General features: G+C 44.0%; 16 protein-coding genes. 12 read left to right on the top strand and 4 right to left on the bottom strand.

The genetic code is table 11. From position 1 onward, the window contains the following. Window positions 1-13: 13 nt before the first annotated feature. From ACHUFW_RS16190 to ACHUFW_RS16165, 6 genes are all read left to right on the top strand, one after another. Entirely contained in the window at window positions 14-202 is a 189-nt protein-coding gene (locus ACHUFW_RS16190; protein ID WP_394204389.1) for a DUF2065 domain-containing protein, read from the top strand. Window positions 203-268: 66 nt separating this feature from the next. Continuing rightward, window positions 269-1,564 carry an adenylosuccinate synthase gene (locus ACHUFW_RS16185; protein ID WP_394204387.1) on the top strand — a complete coding sequence of 432 codons (1,296 nt, stop codon included), beginning with the start codon at window positions 269-271 and terminating at the stop codon, window positions 1,562-1,564. Between the two features lie 206 nt (window positions 1,565-1,770). Then, a complete protein-coding gene (locus tag ACHUFW_RS16180; protein WP_394204385.1) occupies window positions 1,771-2,391 on the top strand; it encodes a tetratricopeptide repeat protein in 621 nt (206 codons plus the stop codon). Window positions 2,392-2,425: 34 nt separating this feature from the next. Further along, window positions 2,426-4,858, top strand: coding sequence for a ribonuclease R (gene rnr, locus ACHUFW_RS16175; protein WP_394204383.1), 2,433 nt, complete (start codon window positions 2,426-2,428; stop codon window positions 4,856-4,858). Between the two features lie 27 nt (window positions 4,859-4,885). After that, entirely contained in the window at window positions 4,886-5,626 is a 741-nt protein-coding gene (gene rlmB, locus ACHUFW_RS16170) for a 23S rRNA (guanosine(2251)-2'-O)-methyltransferase RlmB (protein WP_394204381.1), read from the top strand. 364 nt (window positions 5,627-5,990) lie between these two features. Further along, a complete protein-coding gene (locus tag ACHUFW_RS16165; RefSeq protein ID WP_394204379.1) occupies window positions 5,991-8,072 on the top strand; it encodes a prolyl oligopeptidase family serine peptidase in 2,082 nt (693 codons plus the stop codon). Window positions 8,073-8,246: 174 nt separating this feature from the next. On the opposite strand, the gene ACHUFW_RS16160 is transcribed toward ACHUFW_RS16165, so the two are convergent. Then, window positions 8,247-8,759: a GNAT family N-acetyltransferase gene (locus ACHUFW_RS16160; RefSeq protein WP_394204378.1), complete on the bottom strand. Its 513-nt coding sequence runs from the start codon at window positions 8,757-8,759 to the stop codon at window positions 8,247-8,249. Beyond that, window positions 8,756-9,934, bottom strand: a complete 1,179-nt coding sequence (locus tag ACHUFW_RS16155) for a MerR family transcriptional regulator (RefSeq protein WP_394204376.1) — start codon at window positions 9,932-9,934, stop codon at window positions 8,756-8,758. The genes ACHUFW_RS16160 and ACHUFW_RS16155 overlap by 4 nt, the downstream gene beginning before the upstream one ends. 284 nt (window positions 9,935-10,218) lie before the next feature. On the opposite strand from ACHUFW_RS16155, the gene ACHUFW_RS16150 reads away from it, so the two are divergent. Further along, window positions 10,219-10,704: a VOC family protein gene (locus ACHUFW_RS16150; RefSeq protein ID WP_394204374.1), complete on the top strand. Its 486-nt coding sequence runs from the start codon at window positions 10,219-10,221 to the stop codon at window positions 10,702-10,704. A gap of 125 nt (window positions 10,705-10,829) precedes the next feature. Here ACHUFW_RS16150 and ACHUFW_RS16145 read toward each other — a convergent pair whose 3' ends face one another. After that, window positions 10,830-11,573, bottom strand: a complete 744-nt coding sequence (locus ACHUFW_RS16145) for a DUF481 domain-containing protein (RefSeq protein WP_394204373.1) — start codon at window positions 11,571-11,573, stop codon at window positions 10,830-10,832. Between the two features lie 582 nt (window positions 11,574-12,155). Between ACHUFW_RS16145 and rpsF the strand changes: the two genes are divergently transcribed. From rpsF to rplI, 4 genes are read left to right on the top strand one after another with little or no spacing between them, the layout of a single operon-like run. Next, on the top strand, window positions 12,156-12,563 hold the full coding sequence (gene rpsF / locus ACHUFW_RS16140; RefSeq protein WP_394204372.1) for a 30S ribosomal protein S6: 408 nt from the start codon (window positions 12,156-12,158) through the stop codon (window positions 12,561-12,563). A gap of 8 nt (window positions 12,564-12,571) precedes the next feature. Continuing rightward, a complete protein-coding gene (priB, locus tag ACHUFW_RS16135) occupies window positions 12,572-12,877 on the top strand; it encodes a primosomal replication protein N (protein ID WP_179025686.1) in 306 nt (101 codons plus the stop codon). 11 nt (window positions 12,878-12,888) lie between these two features. Beyond that, on the top strand, window positions 12,889-13,116 hold the full coding sequence (gene rpsR / locus ACHUFW_RS16130) for a 30S ribosomal protein S18 (RefSeq protein ID WP_011867078.1): 228 nt from the start codon (window positions 12,889-12,891) through the stop codon (window positions 13,114-13,116). Between the two features lie 28 nt (window positions 13,117-13,144). Beyond that, a complete protein-coding gene (rplI, locus tag ACHUFW_RS16125) occupies window positions 13,145-13,597 on the top strand; it encodes a 50S ribosomal protein L9 (protein WP_394204371.1) in 453 nt (150 codons plus the stop codon). Between the two features lie 112 nt (window positions 13,598-13,709). Here rplI and ACHUFW_RS16120 read toward each other — a convergent pair whose 3' ends face one another. Further along, window positions 13,710-15,932: a S46 family peptidase gene (locus ACHUFW_RS16120; RefSeq protein ID WP_394204370.1), complete on the bottom strand. Its 2,223-nt coding sequence runs from the start codon at window positions 15,930-15,932 to the stop codon at window positions 13,710-13,712. 108 nt (window positions 15,933-16,040) lie between these two features. On the opposite strand from ACHUFW_RS16120, the gene dnaB reads away from it, so the two are divergent. Then, a complete protein-coding gene (gene dnaB, locus ACHUFW_RS16115) occupies window positions 16,041-17,447 on the top strand; it encodes a replicative DNA helicase (RefSeq protein ID WP_394204369.1) in 1,407 nt (468 codons plus the stop codon). The last annotated feature ends 128 nt before the right edge of the window (window positions 17,448-17,575 follow it).

Here is a 17,575-nt window from a genome sequence, read left to right as displayed (position 1 = left end):
GGAACGCACAATTATGTCTGTTGAATTATTCATGGTTGCACTGGGTTTAGTGCTAATAATTGAGGGAATTGGTCCACTATTATTTCCGAACCGTTGGCGGGCATATTTAAAAGAAATTTCGAATCAAAATCAGGGGCTTCTGCAAAGACTTGGTGGCGGATTGGTCACTGCAGGCGTGGTAATATTGATTATTTTTTCATAAATTACTTGCCTATAACCCCCTAAGATCTGCTAGAATCCCGTTTTAACCACTACCTTGCAGCAAATAATGGGCAAAAACGTCGTAGTTCTCGGCACCCAATGGGGTGACGAAGGAAAGGGTAAGATAGTTGACCTTCTTACCGAACAGGCCAAATATGTCGTTCGTTACCAAGGTGGCCACAATGCTGGTCATACTTTGGTTATCGATGGCGATAAAACCGTTCTTCACTTAATTCCATCAGGGATCCTACGTGATAATGTTAAATGCATTATCGGTAATGGTGTGGTGCTTGCGCCAGACGCTCTGATGAAAGAGATCAACATGCTTAAAGATCGTGGCGTTCCTGTTGAGGATCGTCTACTTATCTCTGAAGCTTGTCCGCTGATCTTACCATTCCATTGTGCACTCGATGTTGCCCGTGAAAAAGCGCGCGGCAATAAAGCGATTGGTACAACGGGCCGTGGTATTGGTCCAGCTTATGAAGACAAAATCTCTCGTCGCGGTCTTCGCGTAGGCGATCTATTCAATGCAGAGCTTTTCGCTGAAAAGCTAAAAGAAGTGATGGCATACCATAACTTCATGCTAACTGAATACTATGATTGCGAAGCGGTTGACTATGAGCAAACGCTAAGCGATGCACTAGCTATTGCAGACTACCTAAAGAGTATGTGCACCGATGTGACTGAGTTACTTGATCAGGCACGTAAAGCCGGTGAACCTATTTTGTTTGAAGGCGCGCAAGGCACATTGCTAGATATCGACCACGGTACTTATCCATTTGTAACCTCGTCAAACACTACTGCTGGTGGTGTAGCGACAGGTTCTGGCTTTGGACCACGTCACTTAGACTATGTATTAGGAATCATGAAGGCATATACCACTCGTGTAGGTGCTGGACCTTTCCCAACTGAACTTGAATGTGAAATTGGTGACCACTTAGGCACTAAAGGTCACGAGTTTGGTGCAACTACAGGTCGTAAGCGTCGTCCAGGTTGGTTAGATGTTGTTGCGATGAAGCGTGCTGTGCAGATTAACAGCATCAGCGGCTTCTGCTTAACTAAGCTTGATGTACTTGACGGCTTAGAAGAAGTGAAAATCTGTGTAGGTTACCAGTACCCAGATGGCAGTGTTGCTACAGTTACGCCGCTAGCGGCTGAAGGCTATGAGCAAGTCACTCCTGTACTTGAAACTATGCCAGGTTGGAGCGAAACAACCTTTGGTGCGACATCTATTGATCAATTGCCACAGGCAGCGATCAATTATATTAAGCGCATTGAAGAATTGCTTGAAACGCCAGTCGATATTATCTCAACGGGTCCAGATCGAAATGAGACCATGATTCTAGTGAATCCGTTTAGTTAATCGAAAAGGCCGCTTCAAGCGGCCTTTTTTATTGCTGCTTTTTATTGCAACAAAGATAAGTAATAGTTGAGTGACTGAGTGAGCAAATCTTTATCCTGTTGGATATTAAGATCTCGGTCTCGCTGCCGATAAGATCAGGTATACTGTTTAGATAAGCCGATGATCTTGTCTAGCGCAGATTGACCACATTCAGCAGAGAGCTTGATATGTTACGTTTATTCTTAATTAGCATACTCATGATGTCGATGAGTCCGGCATCGGCAGCGAGCCAAGCTGTCGATATTTATAGCCAAGAGCAACTGATTGAATTGATCCGCTCTAAGGCATATCTAAGCCGTGTAAAAGGCGATGATTGTCAGTTAGTACAAGATATTGAGGCGCGAGCAGAAGTGCTTAAACAACCTTTATATCAATATTTATGGGCTGAAATGCTCAACTACGGCATTTGTGTAAAGGCCAATCCTCCCCGTGGCATTTCAATGTTACGTGACGCTGCAGAGCAAGGCAGCGCCGAAGCGATGGTGAGAATTGCCGAGTATTATCATGATGGCCAGTTTGTAATTCAAGATAAACAACGCGCAGTACAGTACACACTGCCTGCAGCGGCAAACGGTGATTTGCCAGCAAGAATGATGTTAGTGCGTTTGTTTGGTGAAGGTTATGGTAGTCCACGTGACTATGAGATGGCTTATCACTGGTTATATAATGATGTATTTAGTGACGAGGCAACCAAGCAGGAAGCCTTGAGTTTATTGAAGGTGCTTGAACAAAAAATGCCCGCTAGTGCAGTGTCTAGGGCAAAGCAGGAGCATCTAAGACCTAGATAATAGCCTGAAGAATAGGCTTAAAAATGGATAGTGAATGATAAAAGATCCGCATTTAAAGCGTGAACAACAAAAGTACGAAAACCCCATTCCCAGTCGCGAGTACATTTTAGCGTACTTGCGCTCAGAAAAGTCTCCTCTAAATCGAGAAAAGATCGCGCAAGCGCTGCAGATTGAGTCTGAAGAGCAAATAGAAGCGCTAAGGCGCCGTCTTCGCGCCATGGAACGTGATGGCGAGCTAGTGTTTACCCGTGGAAAAGCCTATGGGTTGCCCGAGCGCATGGATCTGCTTAGTGGTACCGTATTAGGGCACAAAGATGGTTTTGGCTTCCTCAAATTAGATGAGGGTGGCGACGACTTATTTATTAGTAATCGCGATATGCAGCTGTATTTCCATGGCGATAAAGTGCTGGCACAAAAGGCCGGTGTTGATCGAAAGGGTCGCCGCGAAGCACGTATTGTTAGACTCGTTCAGGCACGCAGCGCAGCATTAGTTGGCCGTTTTTATGTCGATTCGGGCATGTGTTTTGTTATTGCTGATGACAAACGTATTACCCAAGAGATTTTAATTCCGAGTGAAGATAAAGCCGGTGCTCGCCATGGAGATGTGGTGGTGGTCGAAGTGACTCGCCGCGCAGGACGTTATGTCAAAGCCGCTGGTAAAGTCACCGAAGTGTTAGGTAAGCAGTTAGCCCCGGGGATGGAAATCGAAATTGCGCTGCGTAATTATGACTTGCCCCATACATGGTCAAGTTTAATCGAAAAGAAACTGCGCAAAATACCTGATGAAGTCAGTGAAGCAGACATCCAAGGCCGAGTTGATTTACGCCACTTACCATTGGTCACCATTGATGGTGAAGATGCGAGGGATTTTGATGACGCGGTATACGCTGAAACCAAAAAAAGCGGCGGCTGGCGTTTATGGGTTGCTATTGCTGATGTGAGTCATTATGTACGTACTGAATCTGCGTTAGATAAAGAAGCACGTGCACGTGGTAACTCTGTGTATTTCCCATCGCAAGTGATTCCCATGTTGCCGGAGAAGTTATCAAACGGCTTATGTTCGCTTAACCCCCATGTAGATCGCTTGTGCATGGTGGCGGAGATGACTATTTCCGCCAAAGGTAAGTTATCCGGTTATAAGTTTTACCCCGCGGTGATGCACTCCCATGCGCGTTTAACTTATACCCAAGTGGCTGCTATGTTAGAAGGCGGTGAGGTTACAGAGGAGTTAACTGCGATATATCCGCATCTACAGACTTTACAGTCACTCTACCTAACCCTGGATGAAACTCGCGCTGAACGCGGCGCTATTGCCTTTGAAACCACGGAAACACAATTTATCTTTAATGCCGATCGTAAGATCGATCGCATTGAGCCTCGCACCCGCAATCAAGCGCATAAAATCATTGAAGAGTGTATGATTTTAGCCAACGTGGCGGCCGCTAAGTTTGTGCAGAAGCATAAGGGTGAGGTGCTCTACCGAGTGCATGAGGCACCGTCAGAGCAGAAATTAACTAATTTCAAAGATTTTCTAAAAGAGCGTGGTTTATCACTCGGTGGGGGGCTTGAACCAGAGCCGGCTGATTATCAAGCTTTGATGGAGCAGGTGAGTGAGCGACCCGACGCTGAACTTATTCAAGTGATGTTGCTACGGTCAATGCGCCAAGCGACTTACACCCCTGACAACGAAGGGCACTTTGGTTTAGCGTTAGAGCAATACTCGCATTTTACCTCGCCGATTCGACGTTATCCGGATCTAATTTTACACAGAGTGATTCGTTATTTATTGGCTAAAGAGCGGGGTGATGCCAAAGATAAATGGACACCAGATGGTGGCTATCATTACCCCATCGAAGAGCTGGATTTATTAGGGGAAGAATGTTCGACAACTGAACGTCGAGCTGACGAGGCAACCCGTGATGTCAGTGATTGGCTCAAATGTGAGTTTATGCAAGATCACGTTGGCGACACTTTCGAAGCGGTCATTGCCTCTGTGACTCACTTTGGGATGTTTGTCCGTCTAAATGATCTATTTATTGATGGATTGGTACATATCTCAAGTCTAGGTAGTGATTATTACCAATATGACAATATGCGCCAGCGTTTAGTGGGCGAAGCCTCTGGGCAGATTTATCAGCTGGGCGATCAAGTGACTGTAAAAGTTGCTGGGGTTAATTTAGACGATCGTCAGATTGATTTAATGATGGTTGGTGACGATGCTCGTAAACCTCGCCGTCGCAGTAATAAGCCGCTAAGTGCGAGAGAGCGAGTTAATCTAGAGGGCGCTAAACTGGGTAAGTCAGGTAATAAAGAGGCGGACGCTGGTAGTAAGCGTGGCAAAAGTAAACCTAAGCCCAAACGCGGTGGCAGTGGTAAGTCTGCCGCCAGTAAGACCCGCGGCGCAACCAAAGCCAAACCGGCAACGAAAAAGCGTAAAACTGTTAAAAAACGCAGCGCTAAAAAATAATCAGAGTTAGATAAGAGAAATCAGTTAATGAAAAAACAAGACATCACTTTTGGCATTCATGCCGTCGAAGCGGTATTAAAAAATAGCCCTGAGCGAGTGATTGAAATGTGGGTGTTGCAAGGTCGGGATGACCAGCGTCTTAATCCACTTTTGGCCATGGCGGCTGATTATGGTGTGTCGGTTCAAAAAGCCTCTCGTAAGGCGTTAGATGACAAGGCTCAAAGTGGCCAACATCAAGGAATTATTGCGCGGGTAAAAGCGGCTAAACAGCTTAATGACAACGATCTATTGGCTATGCTCGATACTAAGGAGCAGCCGTTTTTGTTAATTCTTGATGGCGTGACTGATCCGCATAATTTGGGCGCCTGTCTACGTAATGCCGATGCAGCTGGCGTGCATGGTGTCATCGTGCCACGTGATAACTCAGTGGGGTTAACACCAACAGTAAGTAAGGTGGCTTGCGGTGCAGCAGAAGTTGTGCCGCTGTATCAAGTGACTAACTTAGCACGCACCATGAAATCTTTGCAGGAAAAAGGTGTTTGGATTGTGGGGGCTGCTGGTGAAGCTGAGCATGACTTGTACAAAGCAGATTTGAAAGGCTCATTGGCAATTGCAATGGGAGCTGAAGACAAAGGTTTACGTCGTTTAACGCGCGAGAGCTGCGATTCTTTGGCTTCAATTCCGATGGCTGGTAGTGTATCGAGTTTGAACGTATCAGTTGCTACCGGGATTTGTTTGTTTGAAGCTGTGCGCCAACGTTTAGGCTAACTGACAATTTAGTTTTGGCTATTTGAAGCTAGCCTCAGTAGAAAAGAGCATGCCGATGCGGGAATACCTGCATCGGCATTTTTGTGGATGTAGGTCGCTCACTATCAGGTATTCTGAGCTTTGGATTTTAATGGAGGTGATGAATATTTACTGGTCTATTTCCCAGATAGTTTAAAAGACATGAAGGGAGGTAAGTGGACCAAAGTTGCAGACGAGATAACGGTTTTCTCGGGTTAAATGCTATTTCATATGGCTCATGGACATGCTTTGTTACAGGACTGCAGCGCTCTAGCAAATGATCCTATTTTATTCATGAGTATTTTGCAGTAGTTTAAGGAGCAAATTAAAACAACAGGATGTTTACATGCGAAATAAAATATTATCTCTATGCTTATTCGCTGCAATTGGCTCCACCACTGTAGGTGCTGAAGAGGACAAGTACCTTTGGTTAGAAGATGTTGAAGGCGCAAAGTCAATGGAGTGGGTCAAGCAACAAAATGCCAGTTCAGCAGAAGAGATTAAGGCCTATGAAGGCTTTGATAACTTGGTCACGAATAGCTTAACCATTTTAAATAATAAAGAACGTATTCCTTACGCCGAGCGCATCGGTGATTATGTGTATAACTTCTGGAAAGATGAAAATCACGTACGTGGCATATATCGTCGCACGACGATGGCAGAATATAAAAAAGATCAACCTAAATGGGAAACAGTGCTAGATGTTGATAAGTTAGGTGCGGTTGAAGGTGTTAATTGGGTATACAAGGGGATCAATTGTCGTTATCCAAGCAACGATCGCTGCTTTGTTTATCTTTCCCGTGGTGGTGCAGATGCCATTGAGGTGCGCGAATTTGATTTAAACACATTAGAGTTTGTTAACGAGTCGCAGCAACCTTATTTTTTAAAGGAAGCTAAATCTAACCTGAGTTGGATAGATAAAGATACCGTATTTGTAGGTACGGACTTTGGCGATAACAGCATGACTGACTCTGGCTATCCTAAAGTGGTTAAGCTTTGGAAACGCGGGACGCCATTGTCAGAAGCAAAAACCGTATTTAGTGGTGAGCAAAGTTCTGTAGCGGTTTCAGGTTATGTGTTGTTTGACGAGACTAAGCCATTACAGTTGGTCACAGAGGCATCGACTTTTTATACCGCTGATCACTATGTTTATCGCAATGGTGAATTGATAGCCTTACCACTTCCAAAGGATGCAGAGTTAAAGGGCTACTTTAACCAAGAGCTTTATATTGAATTGAAAAGCGAGTTAAAAGTTGCTGGACATACTTTCAAGCAAGGTTCTATCGTGTACTCGCCAGTTGAGAAGCTTATTGCTCAAAAACCAGATTTTAAATTGTTAGTTGAACCCACGGCTACGGCGTCTATTTCACAAGTTGAGTTTACCGAGAGTGCCGTATTTGTCACTTGGTTGGAAGACGTTAAAGGCAAACTTGTACGCTATACACAAGCAAAAGATGGTCAATGGAAAAGTATGCAAGCTCCGTTCGATGCTAACGGTACTATTAGTGTATTTGATGTTGTCCGTGATAAGTTTTTTGTCAACTACACCAGTTTCTTAGAGCCCTCCAGCTTATACAGTTTTAATGCTGTTACTATGAAAGCTGAGAAAATAAAGGGTATGAAACAGCAGTTTGCTGCTGATAAATTTGAGACGAAGCAATATTTCGCGACTTCAAAAGATGGTACAAAAGTGCCTTACTTTGTTGTGATGGCCAAAGATCTTAAGCGTAATGGTAAGAATCCGACTTTACTATATGGGTACGGTGGATTTGAAGTAGCATTACGACCTTCATATTCTGCAACCATAGGCAAAAATTGGTTAGAGCAGGGCGGTGTTTATGTACTTGCTAACATTCGTGGTGGTGGTGAGTATGGCCCCGCGTGGCATCAAGCAGCACTTAAGCAAAATCGTCATAAAGCGTATGAGGATTTTGAAGCAATTGCTGAAGACCTGATCAATAAAAATATCACTTCTAGCCAGCACCTTGGCATTCAAGGTGGCAGCAATGGCGGCTTATTAATGGGGGCAGCCTTCACGCGTCGACCTGAGCTTTATGGAGCAGTTGTTTGTCAGGTGCCTTTGCTTGATATGAAACGCTATAACAAATTATTAGCGGGTGCCAGTTGGATGGGCGAGTATGGTAATCCTGATATTCCGGAACAATGGGACTACATCAAGACTTTTTCGCCTTACCATAACCTAAAGTCAAATACTAAGTATCCGAAGGTATTCTTTACTACATCAACTCGTGACGATCGAGTACATCCTGCACATGCTCGCAAAATGGTTGCTAAAATGGAGGGGATGGGAATAGACGTGTTGTATTATGAAAATATCGAAGGTGGTCACGCGGGAGCAGCAGATAATAATCAAGCAGCGGAATTGAGTTCAATGGTTTATGCCTACTTAATGCAGCAGCTGAAGTGATTGTTGTTTAGTAAGTGATTTATATGGGTTTGTTTAGCATGCCGATGTGGGAGTACCTGCATCGGCATGTTGGTTTTTAGTGCGGCAATTTAGCGCAACAATTTAGCGTATTATTAATGAGGCTCTGTTGTTGAGGTGCATGTCATGTTTGTTAATGAATGAGCTCCCATTTTTTTAGTCGGTAACTAAAAACGCCGGATGGTAGCTGACACTTCCTGTTGGAATTTCGGCACTAAAGACTTTCGCTAGAAAGTACTCAGCCGGCACGCCAGGGAGAGTTAATTCGTCGAGCTGCTTAAAACCAAATCGGCCGTAGTATTGTGGCTCACCCAATAGAGCCACACCTTGGGCTCCCATAGTTTTGATTTGCTCTAGCCCTGCTTGGATTAGGGCTGAACCAATACCTTGTCCTTGGCGCTCAGGTGCGACAGAAATTGGCCCTAGCCCATACCATTGATCTGCAGCATGGTTAATTGTTATAGGTGACAACGCGATGTGACCAACAATACCTGTGTGATCCTCGTAAACCAGTGACAGCGTTAGCGCATTGGCTTGGCGAAGCTGGTTGATGATCAGGTGTTCGCTGGGTTTTGCGCCGGGCTTATGATGGGGGTGATTTTCAAAGGCACGATAGGTTAGCGCGTCAATTGCTGCGATATCTTCAGTTGTTTCTGCTCTTATATTCATCGTTTGTCCTGTTTTTTCAGTACGAACATTTGGTAGCCATATTGACCTAAATATTGTTCATGTATTTGCAATTCACGAGCAATATCGTTCAGTGCGTTTGACTTCATATCTTGCTGTTTTAATTTTTCAACTCTTTGAGTCAGTGGGGCCAAATAGTTTGCCCAAGCTTGTTGGCTCAAAGGGAAGCTACTGACTAGCCGGTATCCCTGTTGAGTCATTTGGGTAACTCTTTGCTGTGCATTGGTCATATCTGGGTAGTTTGCTTGCCAGAAACTGGCGGCTTCAGCTGCTGGCTTGTCCGTGAACCAAACCAAATCACTAATAACCAGATAGCCGCCGGATTTTAAAAATGGTCGCCACTTTTTAAGGGCAAGTTCTACTCCCATGATATAGGCGCTACCCTCTGACCAAAGCAGATCAAATTGGCCTTGGGTAAATGGCAGGTTTAGCATGCTACAACAAGCGGTATTCACGCGATGTGCGATGTTATCTTTGCCAAGCTTTTGTTTGACGCAGCTTAAATTGTATTCGTCATTATCAGTCGCCAGAATAGTAAAGTCTGAGTGTTTAGCCAGTAGCTCGGTAGATACGCCTTTACCGCAACCAATTTCAAGCGCCTCCCCACTGTGGTATGAGATAGCTGCTAGGGCTTTACAAAAGTCACTTTCGTCACCAGGCCCTAACCTGTCTAGGTTTTCAAAAATGGCTTCGAAGTCGGTCATATATTGTTCATGTTGATTCATATCTTTAGAAATCCATTTAAGCCTTAGGGCACTTTTTTCACTAAAGCCTTGCTGTTGTAACCAATCTAGGTGCGCTGAAGGGGCAAGTTGCTCGACGGTTTCATGCCATTTTCGCATTGATTTCAAGCCCAACATGGATGAAAGCAACTCTCGTGCTTGCTGCTTTTCCGCAATGTCCTTGTCTAGGATATGTAGCCTGTCAAGCAACATGTCACGATCGACCTTGCCCGATAAACACGCTTGGCATTGCTTTAGCGTGAGCCCAGCAGCATGTAACTGCTGTAATAGCCGCAGTTGTTGCAAGTCACGGTCGGTGTAACTTCGGTAACCATTGTCGAGCTTGACCCCTTTAATTAAGCCAAGTTTTTCATAGTAGAGCAGGGTTGATCGACTTAACCCTACCTGCTCTGCTAACTGGGAAATCCGGTACATAGGTTTAGGCCCTCTAGCACATGCTATTGACTATAAACTGTAAAGTATTAGACAGGTCAAAGGATAATTTACTCTATTTAGACCTAATGAGCTTGAGGGGGTGTCTTAGTTTGTATGTCTATCGCCATAAACCTGCTGACTGTTGTGTTTGTCTTTTCTTAATTTTAATAAAATTTAGTTATTGATTTTATAAAAATAGATAATTTTATTTAATTATTTGCCAGACATATACTTTGCTCATCGAAACAGCGTCATGAATAAAGATTGAATTTTGGGAGCAGATTATGAAGATGAATCACGTAGGTATTATGGTTGGCGATATGGATAAGGCCGTTGAGTTCTACACTAAAGCGTTGGGACTTAAAATCGTCATGAACAACACAAAAGTGATTGAGGAGCGCGAAACTGCTATTGGTCGTATGTGCATTGCGGTATTTGGTGAAGGTTTTCAAGGTTTCAATATTGCGCACTTGCTAACAACTGATGGCATAGGGGTTGAGTTATTTGAAATGAAGCAACGCCAACAGCGTCACGAGGTTGATTTTTCACGCTTAGGGATTTTCCACTTTTGCTTACAAACTGATGACTTTGAAGGTGCTATCGCACGTACAGAACAATATGGTGGTAAAGTTAGAATGGATATTATGCGCTATCATCCAGAAGATGACAGCAAGCCAGCAAAAATGGTCTATCTAGAAGATCCATTTGGTAACCTATTTGAGCTTTACTCTCATACTTATGAAGAAACTTACGCGTCAGATTATGAGTAAATAGCGCAATGGTATAAATGACAAAAACAGGGCTACCGATATTGGTAGCCTTTTTAGCTTTTTGAGGCTCGTATACGTCACTATTTTCGGGGGCTGATATTAAATATGCATGATAGACTCGTTTATCATTGGAAAGTGTAAAGTAGATTAAAGGTGGTAATGGTATCGGTTTGCTTTGTGCCTTCAGGTACCACTTCGGTATACTTTACGTTCATGCCTATTTTAAATGCCCAATCTTGGAATAAGGTGTTTTTGTAGGCCAAATCTAATGTCAGGGTATTGTTATCCTCGCCAACCTCCGCGGTTAAGTCGGCGGTAAAGCTAGTGTATTCTTGGATCTTTTGTTCGAATTTAGCGGCTGAACGTAGAATGATTTCTCTGTCTGCGTCAGGGTCTGGCATGGATTCGGTAGATTGTGGCAGGTTATAACGATAACCAGGGCCTACTTCCAAGCTCAAGCTGGTGGCGCTAGTGCTTATTGCGTCAAAACCGTAACCAGACGAAAAAGTAATAATTCGGGTATAACTACCAAAACGATCATCGGTGAAATCACCCCGACCAAATACATAGCCGCTATCTAATTTATAGTTAGACTGTAGCTGGATATCATATTTCTCGGCGGTGGTTTTTTCTGAGTCAGAGGCGAAGTATGCCTTAAATGTGCCTTCTTGCTTGAACCTGTCGGTATCGTAAACCAGTTTGGTGCGACCATTAAAGCTACTTGACTCGGTGTTACCTGTATTGACCTGTAAACCGGCTTCTATTTCTGCGGAAAAATCACTGGGTGGTTCCTGATAATCTGGCGGCACTAATGCCCATGCCGCTTGGCTTGCAGATAAAGATGCGGCAACAACTAAGGGTCTTAACATGTTTTATAATTCTTGGTGTTTATTATTGGTTTAAATGACGCAAAAACAGCTCACATCATACCGACTAACGCCCTTTCGAGTAAAGCTCCACAAAGGAGTAAGTTGCAATATTCTAATACATAGGTAGCGAATGATAATTTCACCTTATTTATTAAATGTTTACTTGGACTGGCCTTCTTTGGTGGTGAGTTTTTTCGAAGTGGTAAATGGCTTTTTATTGTAGCAGTCAGTCTGATGCGCTTGTTACTCAATGAATAAAAGCGCGCTTTGTCGTGACAAATTGCGCTTAGTTGGCCTTTAACTATTGGCTGGATGCTACTCGCTGCGCTATTGCTAACATTGCCCCAAAACCTCAACCACGACTTTAGTTTATAAGGTATTTCTATATCGGTATTTATCGGTTGGTAGACCTGTTGAAAGCAAGGGGCAATTAATTTGAGTAAATCGATTTAACATTGCTTGAACTTTGCTGGCGATACATGTAATATTCCGCGGCTTAATTCAGTCACTTTATTTAGTTCCTTGCCTCCATTTGGTCTGACTGAGCCAACAACGAGGCTAGATAACCGTAAGGAGCAAAAAATGCGTCATTATGAAATCGTATTTTTAGTTCACCCTGATCAGAGTGAACAAGTGCCAGGTATGATCGAGCGTTACACGGGTATTCTTACCCAAGCTGGCGGTCAAATCCATCGTTTAGAAGACTGGGGCCGTCGTCAACTGGCTTACCCAATCATCGAATTGCATAAAGCTCACTATGTTCTTATGAACGTAGAAGCGACTGCAGAATCGGTTGAAGAGCTAGAAACAGCTTTCCGTTTCAACGACGCTGTTCTACGTAGCATGGTTATGCGCACTAAAGGTGCCATCACTGAAGCTTCTCCAATGGCTAAAGCGAAAGACGAGCGTGATTCACGTCGTTCTTCAAGCGAAGGCGAGCGTCCAGCTGCCGAAGCGCCTGCTGAAGCTGCTGAAAAAACAGCTGAGTAAGTTTTTCTGTGGCCACCAATCACTTGGTGTTGTCTGGAACCATTAAACGTTCTAGAAGTTTTAAAAGCCCAGCAGGTATCGCCCATAGTGTGATTATGCTGGAACACAAATCGCAGTGCTATGAAGCTGAAATGCTCAGAAATGTGTACTGCCAAATGCAAGTGATATTCAGTGGCGAACGCTTTGAAAGCGTTTCAGAACAACTGAAAACCGGTGTGGATATCGAGGTGCAAGGATTCATCGCCTTACAACAAGGTCGAAATGGTCAAAATCGCCTGGTATTACACGCTGAAAATGTCGAATTGAAAACTTAGGAGACTGTCACATGGCACGTTATTTCCGTCGTCGCAAGTTCTGCCGTTTCACTGCAGAAGGCGTTACTGAGATCGATTACAAAGATATCGCTACTCTAAAGAACTACATCACTGAAAGTGGTAAAATTGTTCCTAGCCGTATCACTGGTACAAACGCTAAATATCAACGTCAACTAGCTCGCGCTATCAAGCGTGCTCGTTATCTTTCTCTACTGCCTTACACTGATTTACATCAGTAATAGCGCATCAATTTAGAGGAAATTAATAATGAACGTTATTTTACTTGATAAAATCGCTAACCTAGGTAGCTTGGGCGACCAAGTTTCAGTAAAAGCTGGTTACGCTCGTAACTACCTTTTACCACAAGGTAAAGCTGTTGTTGCTAACGCTGCTAACACTGAAGTTTTTGAAGCACGTCGTGCTGAACTAGAAGCTAAGTTAGCTGCTGATCTAGCTGCTGCAAACGAGCGTGCTGAGAAAATCGCTGCGCTTGAAACTATCGTTATCGCTTCTAAAGCTGGTGACGAAGGCAAACTATTCGGTTCAATTGGTAACCGTGACGTTGCTGATGCAGTTACAGCTGCGGGTGTTGAACTTGCTAAGAGCGAAGTTCGTCTTCCACTAGGTGCACTACGTACTACTGGAGAATACGAAGTTGAAGTTCAAGTTCACACTGAAGTTAAAGCTGTGGTTAAGCTTTCTGTTGTTGCAGAAGACTAATCATTTGCTTTAAGCAAAGTATTAGAAAAGCCGCACTCTGTTGAGTGCGGCTTTTTTATTTGTTGAAGATTAATGGAGACATGCGAGCAGCATTAGCCACTCGCGATTGGTATTAGTTACCGACCAGGTCGAGTTCTTTTATCAAATTATCTGCACCATCAACTTCTTCCATCATCCAGAGCACGTAGCGAATATCAACATGGATTGCTCGAGTGATCGTTGGGTTAAAGAACCAATCTTTAGTGATAGCTTCGTAGGTTGAGTCGAAATTTAGCCCAACGAGCTCGCCTTTACCGTTAAATACCGGTGAGCCAGAATTACCACCAGTTGTATCGACACTGGAGAGAAAGTTGACTGGAACCGTGTCAAATCGTTCAGGTTTAGCCATACAAGAAAATAGGCGGCATAACCAAGAGGCTGGATCTCGATATACACTGTCAACTTTGTAGTCACCATAGCGTTGCTGCTCAATAGCCGTTAATAGTTTTTCAGGTGCATTAAACGGCGCGATACCGGTGTGTTTTGCAGCCAATCCTTCAAGGGTGGTGAAGGGTTGTTTATATAACGCATCTGCTGACTGATAGCCGTCGACCATGCCATAGCTAATACGTAGTGTGCCATTGGCATCAGGGTACACTGGCCAGTCGTTAGCTTGATAATAACTAATTACGGCTTTCATATACTCAGGGCGAGCCTTAGAGAGTTGGCCGGTTAAGGTTTTGCTTTCTAATTCTGCTTGCATCTTGGTGTCATACAAGGCAACTGCCAGTTGAATGAAAGGGTCCTGACTCGATTCAAAGGCTTCAACATCGGCATCCATCCAGGCAAGGCGTTTACTGCTATCGGTTAATGAGGTTGAACTATAGAATGTGTCTAGCTGCTCACTTAGCTGGGTTCCGCTGTGATGCTGATTTAGCGCAGCATCTAAAGGTGCGATGCGATTTTGTTGTGCAAAGTAGGCGGTTAAGTCTTGTAACCATAAGGCTTTGTCGACACGGATATCAAAACTTGTATCAAGACGGTTTAATCGAGCCTTAAACAGCTTCATATCCCGTTGTTGATAGCCTTCTTCGCGCTCAGCATCGGGTTTTTGCTTCTCTTTAGCAAGACGGTATAGACGATTTGCCGTGGTGAGTAAGCTACTGCTTTGGGCATTATTGAAATAGTAGTTATCTTGGCGCTGCTGTCGCTGTTTAACTAATAACTCTTCTAAAGTGTCAAACTGCTGTTGGAATGATTGATTGCGAGGATCGTTTGCTAGCCAAGCGCGAAAATCGTTTTCACGGTTTTGTTTAATGCCATTAATGTCAGTGGCTTTAAAACCATCTAGCAAACCATTGTATTTCTTCATCCGGTTAGCCATGCCCGCCAATGTGCCAGCATATTTAATACTGATATCTTGATCGTTAGCGCCCATTTGCTTAATGGTATCAATGCGTAGCTGATAACGTTTGGCAAGGGTGGGGTATAACCAATCACTGGCGAATGATAATTCGCTACTCAAACGGTAACGATTGGTTGAGCCTGGGTACCCAGCGACAAATACGCCATCACCCGCTTTGACACCCTTGGTATTAATTTTAAGGTGGCTTTTGGGTTTGTAGGGGACATTGTCTTTAGCATAACTTGCAGGCTTTCCGTCCTGTCCTACATAGGCGCGTAAAAAGGTGAAATCAGCCACATGGCGCGGATATTCATAGTTATCAACGTCGCCGCCAAATGCGCCGGCGCTTTCAGGCGGTGCATATACTAGACGAACATCACGTATGATGAGTTGTTTAATCAAGAAATACTCTAAGCCATTGTGAAAACTGCGTACTGAGCAGCGATAGTTTTGGTCTTGTTCGCACTCTTTAATCAGTGCCTTACGGTTAGCTTGAATATTTTCATAGCGTTCAAGTGGATCGGTGCCGATGTTAGCGTTGACCTGCTTGGTGACATCGGTGACCGCTTCGGTTATGTATAAACGCTCGTTAGGTCCTGCGGATAACTCTTGCTCGAAATTTTTTGCTAGAAAACCTTCAGCTAGGTAGTTATGTTGTTTTTTGCTATTAAATTGTACAGCGCGATAGGCGCAATGATGATTGGTCACAACTAACCCTTGGGGCGAAACAAAACTGGCGGTACAATAACCCAATCCGACTACCGCATTCATTGGGTACTGACTGAGATCGGCAAGCTGCTTCGCTGGAATATCAATACCGCGTGCTTTTAGTTGAGGTGCGATAGAAGGCATTTGATAGGGTTGCCATTGGCCTTCATCGGCTTGAGCAACCTGAGGTGTCAGCAGTAGACCAGATGACAGCATCAATGCTGGAAACAGTGCATTGCGCATAGTAATTCCTTGTGGTTGGCTAAAAAGTGTTGGGCGTGCAATTCGCCTGTTATTATTGGAATGGTTTTATATCATATTTTGCCTAATTGTTGGGGTTCTGGAGAGTAAATGTCACAGCAGGGTGGTTTTCAACCTAAGAAAAAACAAAGAGATATGCAGGTCGATGCATTAAAAATGCCGCCGCACTCTATCGAGGCTGAACAATCTGTACTGGGTGGGTTAATGCTCGACTCCGATGCATGGGATAAAGTAGCCGAGAAAGTGGTTAAAGACGACTTTTATTCTCGTGCTCACGGCATGATTTTTACGGCCATGGAATCCTTAGTGGCAGCAGGGCAACCCATTGACCTTATTACCGTATCAGAACAGCTTGAAGTTGAAGATCAGCTTGAAGATGCTGGTGGTTTTGCTTATTTAGGTGAAATAGCTAAGAACACGCCTAGTGCGGGTAATATTTTATCTTATGCTGATATCGTGCGTGAACGCGCGGTTGTGCGCGAGATGATCAAAGTTGCCAATGAAATTGCCGATGCTGGTTTTAACCCTGAAGGGCGTGATTCAAGTGAGCTACTGGATTTAGCTGAAAGTAAAGTATTTAAAATTGCAGAACAAAGGGCCAATGCCAATGAAGGCCCTGAAGGGATCAAGACGATCCTTGAAAAAACCGTAGATAAAATCGAAGAGCTTTATAATAACCCCCATAATGGTGTGACCGGGGTATCAAGTGGTTTTGGCGATTTAGATAACATGACTGCAGGTTTTCAGTCAGGTGATTTAATTATTGTTGCAGCACGTCCGTCGATGGGTAAAACAACCTTTGCGATGAACTTGTGTGAGCAAGCGGCGCTGCACGAAGATAAGCCGGTATTGATTTTTAGTTTGGAGATGCCGTCTGAGCAGATCATGATGCGTATGTTGGCCTCACTCGGCCGAGTTGACCAAACTAAAATTCGTACAGGTCAGCTGGATGATGATGATTGGGCTCGCGTGTCTTCCACCATGGGAATTATGCTAGAACAAGGCAAAATGTACATTGATGATGGCTCAGGCCTAACTCCTACCGAGGTACGTAGCCGAGCACGTCGTATCGCCCGTGAGTATGGTGGCTTGTCGATGATCATGATCGATTACTTGCAGCTGATGCAAGTTCCAGCGCTATCAGATAATCGTACCTTGGAGATTGCAGAAATCTCTCGATCATTAAAAGCCTTGGCCAAAGAGTTAGAGATCCCTGTTATCGCACTTTCTCAGCTAAACCGTTCATTGGAGCAACGTGCCGATAAGCGCCCAGTAAACTCAGATTTGCGTGAATCTGGTTCTATTGAGCAGGATGCCGACCTGATCATGTTTATTTATCGCGATGAAGTGTATAACGATGATTCTGAAGATAAAGGCACTGCAGAGATTATTATTGGTAAACAGCGTAACGGTCCAATTGGGCGTGTTAGACTGACTTTCCAAGGGCAGTTCTCTCGATTTGATAACTATGCAGGCCCACAATTTGAAGAAGATTAGCCTGCCATATAGTTAAAGCAGATTAATTTTGTTTCATATCGTCCTAATGGGTGCTGTTATCGGTTAGCCTTCGTTTAGAAGATTGAAGCTATTAGTTAAACCAAAGGTGCCCTAAGGGCACCTTTATC

The organism is Shewanella waksmanii (assembly GCF_043643685.1).
GTDB classification, from domain to species: Bacteria; Pseudomonadota; Gammaproteobacteria; order Enterobacterales; family Shewanellaceae; genus Shewanella; species Shewanella waksmanii_A.
This window is presented reverse-complemented; position numbering and strand designations above follow the sequence as displayed.

What these genes read in the sequence shown, in the direction of transcription:
- ACHUFW_RS16190 (WP_394204389.1), top strand. Translation starts at nt 14, where the DNA reads ATGTCTGTTGAATTATTCATGGTTGCACTGGGTTTAGTGCTAATAATT.
- ACHUFW_RS16185 (WP_394204387.1), top strand. Translation starts at nt 269, where the DNA reads ATGGGCAAAAACGTCGTAGTTCTCGGCACCCAATGGGGTGACGAAGGA.
- ACHUFW_RS16180 (WP_394204385.1), top strand. Translation starts at nt 1,771, where the DNA reads ATGTTACGTTTATTCTTAATTAGCATACTCATGATGTCGATGAGTCCG.
- rnr (WP_394204383.1), top strand. Translation starts at nt 2,426, where the DNA reads ATGATAAAAGATCCGCATTTAAAGCGTGAACAACAAAAGTACGAAAAC.
- rlmB (WP_394204381.1), top strand. Translation starts at nt 4,886, where the DNA reads ATGAAAAAACAAGACATCACTTTTGGCATTCATGCCGTCGAAGCGGTA.
- ACHUFW_RS16165 (WP_394204379.1), top strand. Translation starts at nt 5,991, where the DNA reads ATGCGAAATAAAATATTATCTCTATGCTTATTCGCTGCAATTGGCTCC.
- ACHUFW_RS16160 (WP_394204378.1), bottom strand. Translation starts at nt 8,759, where the DNA reads ATGAATATAAGAGCAGAAACAACTGAAGATATCGCAGCAATTGACGCG.
- ACHUFW_RS16155 (WP_394204376.1), bottom strand. Translation starts at nt 9,934, where the DNA reads ATGTACCGGATTTCCCAGTTAGCAGAGCAGGTAGGGTTAAGTCGATCA.
- ACHUFW_RS16150 (WP_394204374.1), top strand. Translation starts at nt 10,219, where the DNA reads ATGAAGATGAATCACGTAGGTATTATGGTTGGCGATATGGATAAGGCC.
- ACHUFW_RS16145 (WP_394204373.1), bottom strand. Translation starts at nt 11,573, where the DNA reads ATGTTAAGACCCTTAGTTGTTGCCGCATCTTTATCTGCAAGCCAAGCG.
- rpsF (WP_394204372.1), top strand. Translation starts at nt 12,156, where the DNA reads ATGCGTCATTATGAAATCGTATTTTTAGTTCACCCTGATCAGAGTGAA.
- rpsR (WP_011867078.1), top strand. Translation starts at nt 12,889, where the DNA reads ATGGCACGTTATTTCCGTCGTCGCAAGTTCTGCCGTTTCACTGCAGAA.
- rplI (WP_394204371.1), top strand. Translation starts at nt 13,145, where the DNA reads ATGAACGTTATTTTACTTGATAAAATCGCTAACCTAGGTAGCTTGGGC.
- ACHUFW_RS16120 (WP_394204370.1), bottom strand. Translation starts at nt 15,932, where the DNA reads ATGCGCAATGCACTGTTTCCAGCATTGATGCTGTCATCTGGTCTACTG.
- dnaB (WP_394204369.1), top strand. Translation starts at nt 16,041, where the DNA reads ATGTCACAGCAGGGTGGTTTTCAACCTAAGAAAAAACAAAGAGATATG.